The organism is Streptomyces sp. NPDC053750 (assembly GCF_044544295.1).
Taxonomy (GTDB): Bacteria; Actinomycetota; Actinomycetes; order Streptomycetales; family Streptomycetaceae; genus Streptomyces.
The window spans coordinates 1-13553 of the sequence record NZ_JBITXB010000011.1 but is presented as its reverse complement, the minus strand read 5'-3'; the positions used below and the strand labels follow the sequence as shown (position 1 = coordinate 13553).

Below are 13553 nucleotides of genomic sequence, written 5' to 3'. Positions count from 1 at the left end.
TCATCCGCCCACGCCGCCAATCAGGAACCCGTGTCCCTCCACGACGACCCTCACACGCCTGACGGAGACGTCTTCGTCTCACCGCGCCATCTCGCCAGCAGCACCAACACCGGCGACCCCGCCCTCACCCCGCTCATCGACCATGGCTGGGACGTCCAGCACGACGACCTCGGCAACGTGTACGTCAACGCTCCCGACCGGCGCATGCGCCTGGGCTACCTGCCCGAAGGCGAGGACGACGGGCTCTGGCGCATCAACGCCTACAAGGACCAGTTTGGCCCGCCGACATGGGGCGTCTGTTTCAACGACCGCGTCCCCACCGAGTTCGTCCAGGCGTTCACCACCGCCCTCGCCACCGCCTACGAACAGGGGCCGGACGCCTACCTCGCCAGACCGGTCTCGGGAACCGACGAGCACGATCCCTTCCTCGCCGTCGTGCCTCTCCTGCAACAAGACTGGGAGATCGACCGTCCCCGCTGGGGCGTGTTCGCCGTCCAGGCCCCGGACGGCCTCGCCGGTCTGGAGTTCACCACCGGGGACCTCGATCCGGAAGCCGAGCTGACCACCCGTGACGCTCGCTGGCAGCTGTGGGCGGGAAGATCCATCGACCGGCCCGTCTGGTACGCGACGGCCAGCACCGACACCCCCGTCGCCCTGCTCACCGCAGTCACCCAGTGCGTCGCCGATCCGGCTCCGCTTCCCCGGTGGCGCCAGGACACCCTCAGCTACATCGAGGGCATGGCCCAGCTCACCCCCATCATCCCACCGCAGCCGCAGGCCCCAACTCCGCTCGACGTGCAGCGGGCTGCCTCTCGCCGGCCGGCCGCGCTGCCGGCTGCGAGTGTCCCTCGGTGGAGCACCAACAGCCGACCGGCCCTGCCCGGCCCGCGCCGATAGCGCCGGCCCGTCCCCGACCGGAGATCCCCCTTGTCCCTGCACGCCGCCGAGTTCTTCGCCGAACTGTGCCTCCCCTTCCACGACCACGCCGTCGTGGGCGCCACTTACTTCGCCGCCCCGGTCCCGGGCGCACCGCTGCGGCTGCGGATCGACTTCACCGCCACCGTCCACGCGGACACCTACGGCGGACTTCGTGTGGCGGTCATCCACCCGGACCGCGGTGAAATCGACGTGGTCGCCCTCAGCTTCCTCGATCACGGCACCTTCCACCGCCGCGGCGAAGCCCACAACACCCGGCCGAACACCAAGCAGTACGGCACGTTCAGCACCAACCGCCGCCCCGGTCGGCCACCCTGGGAGGGAGCCGTCACCACCGGGCTGCGCGACGCCATCGAGCAGTACACCACCGTCTGGTTCCCCGGCGCCTGGGCCGCGACCACGCCAAGCCCCGCGGCGAGCCGCGCAGCGCACCGGGCGCCCGCCCCGCCAGCCACCCGCAGCCAAGCCCGCACCCGCTGAATCCCCGTGCGGTGACCGACCTTCCACCAACCGATCAAGGAGCCCCCTTTCTCGTGCACGCTCGTTTCGTCCGTGGCGCCGTCCGATCCGCCGCAGTCGTCGCCGCAGTGACCGGCACCTTCACCTGGGCGCCGGCCGCGAACGCCCAACCCTCCGAACCGACCCCCTCCGCGTCGGCCACCGTTGCCGACACACCGGCCCCGGACGCGGGCAGCGTCGAGATCACCACCAGGGACACGGCCGGCGATGGGCTCCCCGGCGCCGCGTTCCTGCTGCTCAACTCAGCTGGCCAGGAGGCCGGACACGGGACAACCGACGCGCAGGGCAAGCTGACCTTCCCCGACCTCGCCCCGGGCATCTACCGACTCAAGGAGACCGCCTCCAACAGCCCGCTCCACGAGGTTGTCGCCGACCAGGACGTCATCATCACGCCTGGCGCCACCACGCGACTGACGATCACCGACCCATTCAAGGCCGCCAAGGTTCTCCTGCAGGCCAAGGACGACAAGACCGGCAAGCTCCTGCCCGGCGCAACGGTGAACATCGGCACCGGCACATCGACGCTGCTCACCCTGACGACCGGGGACAAGGGCACGGCCTCAGGGGAGCTGCCGGTGTCGAGCCGGAACATGGAGTTCTGGGTCAAGCAGGTCAAGGCACCCGCCGGATACGACCGCTACAAGCCGTCCAAGACATTCACCGCGGGCCCCGGCGCTCCGGTGACGGTGACCGTTACCAACACCAAAACCGCCACCAGCCCGAAGCCCCACCCCTCGGACAAGCGGACGTCCAAGCCCACCGGCACCGCGACTCCTGCGGACACGCCGGGCGACGGGACCGGCGGGGTCAAGCCCTCAGCGCCGGACACCGGCACAGCGGATGCTGACTCCTCGTCCACCGCAGCCACGGCCCCGGACGGCGACTCCTCGCCGCCGACCCCGGCAGGCTCCCTCGCCCACACCGGTGCCGACGCCACGCCTTGGATCGCCGCAGGCGCGGGGATCCTCGTCATCGCGGGCGTCGTCACCCTGGTCGCCGTCCGCCGTCGTACGACGACCGAGTCCGAGCCCGACGACAACAGCAAGACCAACTAGCCGAACATCAACCACCGCCGCAGGCCCCCGTGAAGCGAATCCGGGGGCCTGCTGGCGTCTATCGACGCCGAACCGCACCGTTCAGAGCATCATCGAGGACCTGGAACAAGTCGGCTACCTCACACGGGAGTGAGACGGGCGGCGCACGCGATACTTCCTTCGCCCGGATGGGAGGCGGTGCCATCCGGAGGAGGCCCCATCTGCGCCTCGCGACGCTGCTGGAGTTGTGTGTCCGCCAGGACCAACAGGGTGCAGCCGGCGGTTCCGTAGACTGCCGTTCCGCCACGCAGTCGTGATCCACCCTGGACACTGAGGGGCGGGCGCGTGAGCACCTGAGCACCACGCACGCTGACGCTCAGTCGGCGCTCGCGGACGCACAATCGGTAGGGAACTTCCCGCCACACCAGCGGCCCGTGATGCCCTTGACGCTGCGGACCGCCCTTGGGGGTGCCGATGAGGACCAGCGGCCGGTGATCAGTTCCCGCCTCCGACTGTCGGCCGCGCCCCAAGATCAGCGAATCGTCTCCGTGCGTACGGTGCTCCAGCTGGCCGACGGCAGCTGACCTACCGCAGCTGACCTACCGCCCTGTCATCCAGGTTGGGTGAGCGGCTCCCAGGAACGCACCGCCACCGTTCGGGGTCGGTTGATGTGGAGATCTAGGCGCGTACCGGGGGCAGGTGGTAGCGACTGACAGCCAGGTACGTCTCTGGGGTCGCCGCTTCGAGAAGACTCGCGTCGCCTTCCAGGTCGAGTGCCGGCTCCTGGGGGCGGCGCAGCAGTTCGCTCCAGTCGCTCGTCGCACCCCGCTCGTAGGCGTCGCGGAGCAAGAGGCGCAGCCGGGGGCGGGCTTCCTCCTGCTGTTCGCGGAAGATTCGCCGTTGGGTGAGCCGCTGTTCTTCCTGGGCTTCGTCGCTGAGTTCTTGGTCGAAGCTCGGCTCGTCCTCGGCGCGAAGTCCTGGAGTGCGCCGGGCGATGGCTAGGTCTTCCTCGTGGAGGCGCTCGCAGGCGGCGAATAGCTTCCGGGACATGCCGAGATGCACTTCGGTTCCGGGGATGCGGCAGGTGAGGAAGTCGTCGAGCCCCATGGAGCGGATACCGGCGCGCAAGGTCTGCTGCTCGGCTTGGAGCGCTGCTCCGCGGGCGTCGGCCCGCATGGCCAGGGTGAGCCCGTCGTGCTCCAGGGGCGTGGTGAGCCCGGTGCGTCGGCGGCGGGAAGTGCGGTCGGCGGCCACCGGCACGGTGCGCAGTTGCGAGGCGGGAGCGGAGCGCAAGGCGAGGTAGGTGAGCATCTGGGCGCGGGCCGCGCCGATGAGCGCGTCGTTGCTGTCGCTGAGGTGGTCTTCCAGGTTGCCCGGGCCCACCGCCTCTTCGTCGATGCCGGACCCGTCAGGGCTGATGGGCGGCTGGCCGGGGTGCAGGTCGTGGTCGATGGTGAGAAAGAGATCGTCACCGGGCCGTACGGATGCTCCGACCAGGACGGTGCGGTGCGCGTACGCGCCGAGGATCTTGCTGCCGGCCGCCAGCTGCGCCCACCCCTTGCGAAGCGTGCCCAGGCCGACGTCGCCCCCCTTGGCCTCGATCAGCCAGTACATCTCCTCTGCCTCGTGGCGCCCCCACAGGTCGGGCAGCTTCTTCTTTGGATCCTTGAACGTGTCGTACAGAGCCGGGATGGGGCCGCCGAGTTCAAGATGCTGAGTCTGACCGAGGCCCAGCAGCGAGCGGCAGGCCCACTCGGTCATCGTCATGCCCAGCCGGTAGCCGGCGGCGTTCTTCGCGCTGCGCTCGGTGCCGTGCGCGTACACCGGGTTCCAGGTCAGGCGTCGTCCCTTGGACCCAGGCACAGGGTGACGGGGCTCGACGGAGTGCGCGCCGAGGTAGGCGTACAGCGGGGAAACCCGAGCGACCAGTTCGCCGTGTGCGTAGCGTGGTTGGTTCTGCAGGTGCGGGGTGACGTCCCGGCCGACCTCGGTGGCGGCTTTGATGATCTCCCGCCACGTGGTGGTCGGGGCGTACCAGCCGTCGGCCTCCGGGAAGCCGTTCGACCCGGCCCACGGCTGATGCTCGGCCGTCCGCCACTGTCTGCGCGGCTTGTTCGCGGGCCCGTTACGGAACAGGACCGGCACGTCGAAGCTGTCGGCATACGTGAGCGGCGGCTCGTCGGGAACGTCTGCGGGGATCATGTCGATCACTCTGGCACGGGCCTCGAGGTCTCCCGGCGCCGGGTATCAAGGAGCATCACGGACAGGGGCCGAGGTAGGTTCCAGCGCCCTCCGGCCGCAATTGCGCTCCTGGCCCGCTGGTTCTGGATTCTCTTTGCGCCACGGCCATGCTGGTGAGTCTTACAATCCTGGACAACCTCTGGTGTGCTGGGCGCTGATGATCATCGGCTAGCGTCGATCCGCACCCCGCATGATGTCGATCAGGTCGCCAAGGCTCGGAAGGCGTCCTCGGTAGACCATGGTGAGAACCAGCGTGATGAGCAGTGCCGCTACAGGGCTTACGGCGGTGTCGGGTAGCCCTATCTGTGCCACGCCAACCAGCGCGACTGTGATCAGCACTCCGCCGAACAGCAGCCGTAGCCACCCCCAATCCCGCGGGACCTGTACGTTCTCGAGCTGCTCGTCGTCCAGCAGCTGTGAGACTCGGCCTTGTGCGTACCGTTCGGCGATCACCAAGAGCATCGTCGCCAACTCGGGCAGCGCACCCGAGGGGTCTTTGTACTGGCGACTCTCGGCACTCCTCAGAGCGGCTATGACCTTTTCGGCGTGCTGTTTGAGCACGTTCCGGTCGTGGCGGCGCACCCCGTTGAACGGGCCGACCCGATAGCACGTGCGCCATGCCTGCTTGATCACGTTCTCCGCTCGCCTCACGGAGACTGGCTTGCGCTCCAGCACTCCCGTCGGCGCTTGGGACTGTCGCTGCAACTCGTGATACGCACGGCCGCACTGGATCGCGCACACGGCCAGTGCCACGACCGGCCAGTTCAGTGCGGCAGCTTCGGCGGCCTCGCGCCTATGCGTCTGCGTCGGCGAACCGGTGAGCTGAGCCTCGCCTCCTGAACGCGCCAGGTGCGCGGGCCAGCACACCAAGAGGGCTAGACCGAACATCAAGCAGAAAAAGAGAAACCGAAGCGGCAAGAACCGGCCCGGATGCTGCCCCAGAGCAACGGCCTTTCCCGGCAGGCTCTTTATCGCATCCCACTCCCCACGCGCTGCGGCACCCCAGGTCTTCATGTCGTGCGGTATGGGGCCAAGGTCTACGAGCAGGAACACCACGAGCACGACGGCGAGCTGCCAGACCATGGTCGTGGGCATGGCTCGCGCCCAGCGCCGGACGGATACAGCGACAAGGCCACGAGTCTCCGGTCCGCGGGTCACGACGCCTTCCAGGGCCTCCCGCATTGCGGTGGAGATCCTGCGTTCGGTGTCGGCCGAGAAGGTATCTACCCGGGCTCGTACCACCGGGCGCGCCCAGCGCACCCATGCACGCCGCGCACCGTAGACGGCTGCGATCAGAGCGAGTAAGGCGACCAACAGGCGTGGGTTTTCGATCAGTACGAGGATCATCCTCGAAGTGTGTCGCAAGGCACTGACAACGAGGCATGGTCGACTGGCACGGGAAACAAGTGGTCTCCCATCTGTGGCAGATGGGCCACCGAGCAGCCAGCGGTCGTGAGATGCGGTGACGCCATCTGAATGCCATCCGATGTCGTCGGGCGGCAGTTGTCCCTCGTCATGCGAGCGAGACGTTTGACAGTGAACCCGGCCGTTCGGCGTCGGCGACAGCAACCCAGTCATGCGAGGTTGATCGCCCTGTGGCGCTGGTGGCGCAGCGGCTTCGTCACATGCCGACTTCGGGGAACTCTCCCCGCGTCCGGGGTGGTATCGATACCCTCACGCAGCGTGTCTTCCGCCCAGCTCTGAGCGAACGCAAAACAAGTCAGCTGCTGGCCGGAGAGGAAGAACTTTGTGATCTGAATGATGACCTGTACGGCAAAGGAGCGATGACGGTGACCGCACCACGGTGGGCGTCGGTCGCGGCGGAACTGAAGCGATACCGTTCCGCTCCCACGGCGGCGCAGTTGGAGCTTGCTGCCGGTCTGGATGTGGACCTAGCAGGAGACACTCCAGCTGCTGTGGCGGCGGGCATCCTGCGCATGCATCTGCGGGGGCCGCTCGAACTGGGCAGAGCCCGCGAGTGCACCTATGGGCAGTCCTCGTATCTGCATGATCTAGCGAAGTCGACCGGTGCTGTCGTGCCGGATGCAGGCATCGATCGGGAGCTCGCCCACGGATGGATCAGTGCCCTACACGCTCAGCGTGTGGCGGAAAGCCTTGAGATCTGGAAGCCCGAGCCCGGCCAGGTGGTTGTCTGCCGCAGTGGGCCCGGGGACCGCTTCGACGTGATCTCCTCGATCGCTGCCTCGGGAAGGCTCTACTTCCGTGGCGGTGGTGGCCAGTGGGCGTGGCCACAGCACGTGCAGCGCATCATTCGGCCAGGCGAGCAGGAGTACGTGGATGCCCTTGCCAAGGCGCAGCAACAGTCCGCGCTTCGGCGGAAGAACGCGCATGTGCTGGGCACTGGACAGCTGGAGCGGCTGCACAAGTGGAGGGTAGAAGACCCGCCCAACCTGGGTGATCTGCGCGCTCTGGAAGATGCTCTCGCTCAGGCTCCGGACGAACGACCGATGCAGCTCGTCCTGGAACAGCACCCGCAGATCCTCGGGCACCTGGTCACCGGCAACCACCACACCTTCGTCAGGCACCAAGTGCGGTTCGCTGACAAGTTCGTGGCCGACTTCGTAGTCGGCGGGGTCACGTCCATGGGCGTGATCTGGCGGCTCGTCGAGTTGGAAAGCCCCACCGCCCGGCTAGTCCTCAACGACGGGCAACCCTCAAAAGAGCTCCGCAAGGCCACGCAGCAGATCCGGGACTGGCGCCGGTGGATCACAGAACACTTCCACACAGCTGGCTCTCCCGAGGACCGCGGCGGCACAGGGCTTGAAGGTATCCGGGTGAATCCCCCCGGACTCATCATCATTGGACGCGACAACCCTGGCGCGCCGACCGAGGCGATGCGCAACGAGTTCTTGGAAGAGAATCGCATTGAGATCCGCACCTATGACTGGCTCGTCCGAGCGGCTGCGTCCCGTCCGCCGATGGGCATCGGAGCCCTGGACATCGAACTCGATGAATCTTGGGACGAGGAAGACTGACACGCCGGACACGGGCCTGATGGGGTCTGCCAACTCGCGGTCTTGAGGATCAGCTGACGCACTACGTCGCCCGCCGGAATACTCCGGTGCTGAGCTCCCCATGCCTCGCGGGCGGTTGAGGGTGTCGCCGCGGCGACGTCTGGGGTCGCGCAGTTCCCCCCAGGCGAAGCCGAAGCCCCGCGTCGCCAACCCAGACGCCTTGACAGCGAAATCGGAAATCGCCTCCCTGCTAGACGGTTTGGAACGACCCCGGGATCGCCCCCGCTTCCCTGTGGCGTCCCGACGAGACCGACATCGCGTGGGATATGGGCGAAAGACGAGGTCTCACGGTCTGGGAACACCTCATCGCCACCGGACTGGCCCGGAAAACCTTAACCTGATCCCGGATGGCGATCGCCGGACGGTTGCGCCTCTGGCCGCCAGATCGCCGGGGTGGCGAAGCACCTCGGCATCGACGCCGTCAATTGAGCGGATTGACGTCCTGCCCGACCGCTCCGCCCCGACTCTGGCCGTGTGGCTGCGCGAGTTTCCCGGGGCCGAGTACGTCTGCCACGACGGTGGGATTGACGTTGCGACGGGCTGGCCCTTCGCGCCTGGCGAAGCCAAGGACTCCTCGCCGTCCTGTGCCGGGTGGCGAGAGGGCAGACGCCTTGACAAGGAAGCCAGTCGCCCCAGATCAGAGCGACGACGTCGACTAACTTCAGTGTCGAAGGACAGCAGTTCGCCGGGGGCAGACAGGAAAGATCGCGGAAGGACTGGCCAACGTGCGCGAGAGCATGTCAACGTAGACGACCTTGCAAGAAACCCCAGGTCAGAGAGGTGATTACCCGTGACCGTGGCTCCCGCCGGCCCTGGATTCTCCACCACCGTCGAAGCCCTGCGGCTGCGCGAGTGGCAGCTGGGTCCTGGCCAGCCCACGCTCGTCATGGACCAGTTCTCCGCGGAGGACTTCAACCTCATCGTGGACGACCGTGCGGACGTACACGTCAGCTCCAAGGACGGCCGGTTCTACCTCGGCTGGTTCCCGCTCGGTCGTCCCGGCACCGACGGCGAGGGATGGAAGATCGCCGTCACCGGCACGGCCAACGTACGCGGCTACCAGCTGTCGTTCGACACCGAGACGCCGGCCGACATCGTCGCTGCCGCCGTGGCGCGCGTGCTGGAAACCTCACGTCGCGTATGACAGTGCCCCACGCGTAGTCCTCGCTGGGAGGGTGGCCGGCTGACTGCCAGGCCGCCGGCTGATTCCACCGCTCACCGTTTTCCTCACCCAAGGAGGCCGTTCATGACGTCCACGGAGATGACCGTCGGCGATCTCATCGACCTGCTGTCTGGTTGCGACCGCAGTGCTCCCGTCCGCCAGGCCATGAACCCGTTCTTTCCGATGGCACACCGCTTGGCGCAAGTCGTGCAGTCCGTGGACGAGACCGGCCAAACCGTCGTCTACCTCGCCGAAGGCCGAGACGAGGGCTCACAGCTCGGCCATCTGCCGCCCGAGGTCGCCGTCGCTCTGACCTGGCAGGGCGACACGCAGGCACCGCCGCGCCGCCCCCGCCGCCGTGCCGGCGGCAACTAGACCCGCACCGAGCCCTTTGGAGGCGCCCCTGTACCCCGAATTCCCGCCCAACCCGTCCACTCCACGCGGCGGCCAGCTCGCGTTCTGGGTCGGCCCCCGGCACCTGGCCGGTGACGATGGGCGCCTCTACGACACCGTCGCCGACACGCTCGCCGGCCTGGGCTGGACGAGCCTGACGATCGTCCGTGGACGGCACGAGCCGGACGAAGCACCCGAGGACCGCCAGGTCCTGCGCAGCACCGTCCTGCACATCAGCCCCGACGCGCGCTGCTGGGCGCAGTGGAGCCTGGCGGACGAGCCGTTCCACCTGGGCGACTTGCCGATCGCCTGGCAGATCTCCGCCCGTGCGGACACGAACAACCCGCTCGCCCAGTGGTCGGCCTACTTCACCCCCGACGTCCCCGGCGAGGCCGTGACCGACTTCCTCGTCGCGCTCGACGCCCGCGACCAGCCCGCCCTGCCGCTCGCCGGCCCCGAGCTGGTCCTCGACACCGTCGCCGCACACGGCTGGCTCCGCGACATCGACCAGCCCCAGGCGGCAGCGACGGACCCGACGTTCACCTCGCACATCAGCCTTGGCGAGGTGCCGCCGCTCATCCAGGACGCCGACCCGCGCACCCTGGTCGCCGAGGCCGACGCTGCGGGACCGGCCGGATGGCAGGCATGGGCCGAGCCCGCGCTGGGCACGCAGTGCCTGTGGGCGGCGTCCTTCGCAGCCAGCGTCCCGCACGACCTGGTCGCCGCGTTCGCCGCCTCGCTCAGCTCGACCGCACCGGTCCTGCGCCGGGTGCTGCCGGCGAGCACGCGGGACCGGCTCCTGCGCGCCCCGGCTGGCTGAACGCCGGTGTCCGTCCTTCATTCGACGCATGAAGCCCGGCCTCCCCGATTTCGGGAAGGGCGGGCTTCATGCTGCTGTGTTTGCCGGTGCGCTGAGGGGTTCGGACCGTGACGGCAGTATGTGACGACAGCGGCGACAGAACCCGTAATCCCCACCAGCAGTGCCATCTTGCCTGCCCAGACGATGCGTTCCGCGATCTCGCCCCGATTGTCAGACCGGAGTGCCATCGTTCGTCCATGTTCACCCTTACGACGACCACCTCATGGTCAACCCGCACATCTGGGGCCAGCCGGCGAGCGCCAACCCGCTACTCCAGCTCCGCAACATAGACGGCGGGGAGTGGTTCCAGCGGTACGGCGACAGCTTCGAGGCCGTGTGGGCATCCGCGCGCCCCTGGGCGCCCGACAGACAGGAGTAGCACTGCCGTGGGCAGGACCGAGTACTACCACGACCCCAAGGCCCCCAAGGCCAACACCCTTATCCCCGCCAGCAACCTGCTCGTGGTCAACGACGAAGGCGCCATCCTTCTCCAGCGACGCCGCGACACCGGCCAGTGGGCCCTGCCCGGAGGAGCCCAGGACATCGGCGAGAGCCCGGCGCAGTGCGCCGTCCGCGAGTGCGAGGAGGAGACCGGCATCGTCGCGGCGGTCGCCGGCTTCCTCGGCGTCTACTCCAACCCGGAGCACATCATCGAGTACACCGACGGCGAGATCCGGCAGCAGTACGAGGCCGTGTACATCGGCCGCCCCGTAGGGGGCAAGCCCACCGTCAATGAGGAGGCCGACGGCGTGCGCTGGGTTCACCCGGACGACCTGGACAAGCTCGACATCCACCCGAGCATGCACGAGCAGATCGGCCACTACCTGACCGGGGCTTACCCCTACCTCGGCTGACCGCTCGGACTTACAGCTCCACGCCGGCCTCGACCGCTGCCGCCCGCACCCGATCCACACTCGCGTGGATGTGCGGGGCGGCCCGGCGGATGAAACGCCCGACCACGCTGTCCTCGCCGTAGCGGCCCAAGATCTCCTGCAGCCGCTCATGGGGCGTCGTCCGTCGGCCGTCCGGCGTCGTGGTCATGTCGCAGTAGACCAGCGCGTCCACGAGGAGCGGATCATCCAGGAGGGGGAACTCGTCGGCCAGCTCAGTCCGGAGGCCACGCTCCGCGGCTTCGAGCAGCGCATACGAGTGGTTCGCGACCAGGCGGACAACCCGTCCCTCCGCCCCGTGCACGTCACGGAGGTACCGTGCTCCGTCCAGCGGATGGAATCCGGTAGAGGCGAGCGGGGGCGCGTAGCCGATGTCATGCAGCACCGCAGCGGCTTCCAGCACCTCGGCGCTGTTACCGGCCAGCGGCGCCAGCGTCTGGGCGCAAGCGGCAACGCCCTGCGAGTGTGCCCACCTGCGCGGGAGGCTGCTACTCAGCAGCTCACCAGCCAGTTCGTACGCCCAGTCAACCTTGGTCGTTGCCACCTGGGGAGGATATGGCAGCGACGGCGAGGACGTCTTGGACATCCTGGCCGTGCGCAAAGGGGGAGCCTGGACGCTGCGGGAGCCGCCGAAGCGTTTCTCGATTGCGGACCCGATCGCGGCGTACGTATCCTTCCGGGCAACGCGTTGACGGAGACGAGTAGCCAGGGATCACGCGAGCCGAGAGAGCTGCTGGCAGCTGGGAAGGCAGCCTCGCGCCCCAGGTGAATCCCCTCCCGAGTGCGGGGAGGAACGGCCTCAGGGAAGGTCCAATGCCCCGCCGGTTGACCCCCGTGACCGGGTCGTGAATGAGGCCACCATCTGCTGGTGGCGAAGGCGCGGTGGCACCGCGAGTTGCCCCTTCTCGCCCGCGCTCCCAAGGGATCACGTCATGATGACTGATCGAATGGAGCACGGCAGGATGATCGATGTCACCCTGATTCGCCAGAACCCAGTCCGTGTCCAGCAGGCGCTAGCCAAGCGGGCGGTCCACGTCGACCTCGACGAGTTTCTTCGACTGGACGACGACTACCGACAGGTGCGGGCTGAGATGGAACGCCTCCGTGGGGAGCGCAAGAGGATCTCGGGCGAGATCGCGAAACGGCAGCGGGTTGGCGAGGGCGTGGCAAGTCTGCACGGTGAAGCATCGGCCGTGGGCGAGCAGCTGACCGCCGTCGGGGCGCGGCTCATCGAACTGGAGCATGCGCGTCAGGTCTTCCTTGATCCGCTGCCGAACCTACCCGACGCGGACGTGCTGGCCGGGGGCAAGGAGAACAACGAGGTCATTCGTGAAGCCGGCCAGCGTCCGGAGTTCGGTTTCACGCCCAGGGACCATGTGGAGCTCGCTCGAACTCTGGGCTTGGTCGACTATGAGCGGGGCACGAAGCTCGGCGGCAGCGGCTTCTGGATCTACCGGGGCGACGGCGCGCTCCTGGAGTGGGCGCTGCTGAACCACTTCCTGGAGGCCCATGTGCGGGACGGCTATGAGTTCGTGTTGCCACCGCACATCCTGACCTTCGCGGCCGGGTACACCGCGGGCCAGTTCCCCAAGTTTGCGGACGAGGTCTTCGCCTTGGAGCAGGGGGAGCACGGTCCGGAGCGGTTCCTGCTACCGACCGCGGAGACAGCGTTGGTCAATCTGCACCGGGACGAGACGCTGCCCGAGACCGAGCTGCCTCGGAAGTACGTCGCGTACACGCCGTGCTACCGCAAGGAGGCCGGCGGCTACCGCACGGCTGAACGGGGGACCCTGCGCGGTCACCAGTTCAACAAGGTCGAGCTGTTCCAGTTCACCCACCCGGACGCCTCGGACGCCGCACACCAGGAGCTTCTCGGCAGAGCGGAGGACTTGGTAAAGGGACTGGGCCTGCACTATCGGATCACGCGACTCGCGGCCGGGGACACCAGCGCAGCGATGGCCAAGACGTACGACGTCGAGGTGTGGCTGCCGAGCATCGAGGCGTACGTCGAGGTCAGCTCGGTGTCGAATGCCCGCGACTACCAGGCGAGGCGTGGCAACATCCGCTACCGGCCGCAACAGGGGAAGTCGATGTTCGTCCACACGCTGAACGGCTCAGGTCTGGCCACGAGCAGGCTTGTGCCCGCGCTGCTGGAGCAGCACCAGCGGGCCGACGGCACGGTGGAGGTACCCGACGTGTTGCGCAAGTGGATCCCGAGCGGTGTCCTGACAGCACCGCCCTCGGCCTGAGCTGAGCGGGCTGTCTGTCGAACACGGGTGGGCCCCAGGTCAGAATGCCCAACCACGCCGGTTAGCCAGCCATCGCAGTGTGACCTCTCCACACCACGTCTGGTGCTGGCGAAGATGCGGTGACCAGTCTGCTGCGGGCTTGAGGTTCCCCCGCTGCGCGGGAGTGGTTGACTAGCAGGTCAGGGCGGATTGACGTGGTTTCAGGTTCACTTGTTCGGCCGCTGCCCGGCTGGCG

13 protein-coding genes are annotated in these 13553 nt (G+C 67.9%); 10 read left to right on the top strand and 3 right to left on the bottom strand.

The genetic code is table 11. From position 1 onward, the window contains the following. The first annotated feature begins 30 nt into the window (after nucleotides 1-30). The 3 genes from ACIGO6_RS27530 to ACIGO6_RS27520 are packed head-to-tail and all read left to right on the top strand — an operon-like array spanning nucleotide 31 to nucleotide 2510. Nucleotides 31-897, top strand: coding sequence for a DUF317 domain-containing protein (locus ACIGO6_RS27530; RefSeq protein ID WP_399880890.1), 867 nt, complete (start codon nucleotides 31-33; stop codon nucleotides 895-897). Between the two features lie 30 nt (nucleotides 898-927). Continuing rightward, nucleotides 928-1416, top strand: coding sequence for a hypothetical protein (locus ACIGO6_RS27525; protein ID WP_399880888.1), 489 nt, complete (start codon nucleotides 928-930; stop codon nucleotides 1414-1416). 53 nt (nucleotides 1417-1469) lie between these two features. Further along, the gene (locus tag ACIGO6_RS27520; protein WP_399880885.1) at nucleotides 1470-2510 is read left to right on the top strand and encodes a SpaA isopeptide-forming pilin-related protein; all 1041 of its coding nucleotides are present in this window, start codon (nucleotides 1470-1472) and stop codon (nucleotides 2508-2510) included. Between the two features lie 657 nt (nucleotides 2511-3167). Here the strand turns inward: ACIGO6_RS27520 and ACIGO6_RS27515 are convergent. Both ACIGO6_RS27515 and ACIGO6_RS27510 read right to left on the bottom strand, forming a co-directional pair. Beyond that, complete coding sequence (locus ACIGO6_RS27515; RefSeq protein ID WP_399880882.1) at nucleotides 3168-4691, bottom strand: gamma-glutamyltransferase; 1524 nt, start codon at nucleotides 4689-4691, stop codon at nucleotides 3168-3170. Nucleotides 4692-4898: 207 nt separating this feature from the next. Then, nucleotides 4899-6077 carry a hypothetical protein gene (locus ACIGO6_RS27510; RefSeq protein WP_399880879.1) on the bottom strand — a complete coding sequence of 393 codons (1179 nt, stop codon included), beginning with the start codon at nucleotides 6075-6077 and terminating at the stop codon, nucleotides 4899-4901. A 248-nt stretch (nucleotides 6078-6325) separates the two neighbouring features. Here ACIGO6_RS27510 and ACIGO6_RS27505 point away from each other — a divergent pair, with 248 nt between their 5' ends. From ACIGO6_RS27505 to ACIGO6_RS27480, 6 genes are all read left to right on the top strand, one after another. Continuing rightward, nucleotides 6326-7726, top strand: coding sequence for a Shedu anti-phage system protein SduA domain-containing protein (locus tag ACIGO6_RS27505; protein ID WP_399880876.1), 1401 nt, complete (start codon nucleotides 6326-6328; stop codon nucleotides 7724-7726). Between the two features lie 829 nt (nucleotides 7727-8555). After that, nucleotides 8556-8909: a DUF317 domain-containing protein gene (locus ACIGO6_RS27500; RefSeq protein WP_006143137.1), complete on the top strand. Its 354-nt coding sequence runs from the start codon at nucleotides 8556-8558 to the stop codon at nucleotides 8907-8909. A gap of 102 nt (nucleotides 8910-9011) precedes the next feature. Next, nucleotides 9012-9302: a hypothetical protein gene (locus ACIGO6_RS27495; protein WP_061915897.1), complete on the top strand. Its 291-nt coding sequence runs from the start codon at nucleotides 9012-9014 to the stop codon at nucleotides 9300-9302. Nucleotides 9303-9318: 16 nt separating this feature from the next. Continuing rightward, nucleotides 9319-10140: a DUF317 domain-containing protein gene (locus ACIGO6_RS27490; protein ID WP_006143135.1), complete on the top strand. Its 822-nt coding sequence runs from the start codon at nucleotides 9319-9321 to the stop codon at nucleotides 10138-10140. A gap of 262 nt (nucleotides 10141-10402) precedes the next feature. Then, nucleotides 10403-10558 (top strand): hypothetical protein, encoded by a 156-nt coding sequence (locus ACIGO6_RS27485; protein ID WP_199880944.1) that lies wholly within the window; start codon nucleotides 10403-10405, stop codon nucleotides 10556-10558. A 7-nt stretch (nucleotides 10559-10565) separates the two neighbouring features. Then, nucleotides 10566-11033: an NUDIX hydrolase gene (locus tag ACIGO6_RS27480; RefSeq protein ID WP_399880870.1), complete on the top strand. Its 468-nt coding sequence runs from the start codon at nucleotides 10566-10568 to the stop codon at nucleotides 11031-11033. A gap of 10 nt (nucleotides 11034-11043) precedes the next feature. Here ACIGO6_RS27480 and ACIGO6_RS27475 read toward each other — a convergent pair whose 3' ends face one another. Next, complete coding sequence (locus ACIGO6_RS27475; RefSeq protein ID WP_366841726.1) at nucleotides 11044-11655, bottom strand: HD domain-containing protein; 612 nt, start codon at nucleotides 11653-11655, stop codon at nucleotides 11044-11046. A 376-nt stretch (nucleotides 11656-12031) separates the two neighbouring features. Here ACIGO6_RS27475 and serS point away from each other — a divergent pair, with 376 nt between their 5' ends. Further along, nucleotides 12032-13318, top strand: coding sequence for a serine--tRNA ligase (gene serS, locus ACIGO6_RS27470; protein WP_334540764.1), 1287 nt, complete (start codon nucleotides 12032-12034; stop codon nucleotides 13316-13318). Nucleotides 13319-13553: the final 235 nt, after the last annotated feature.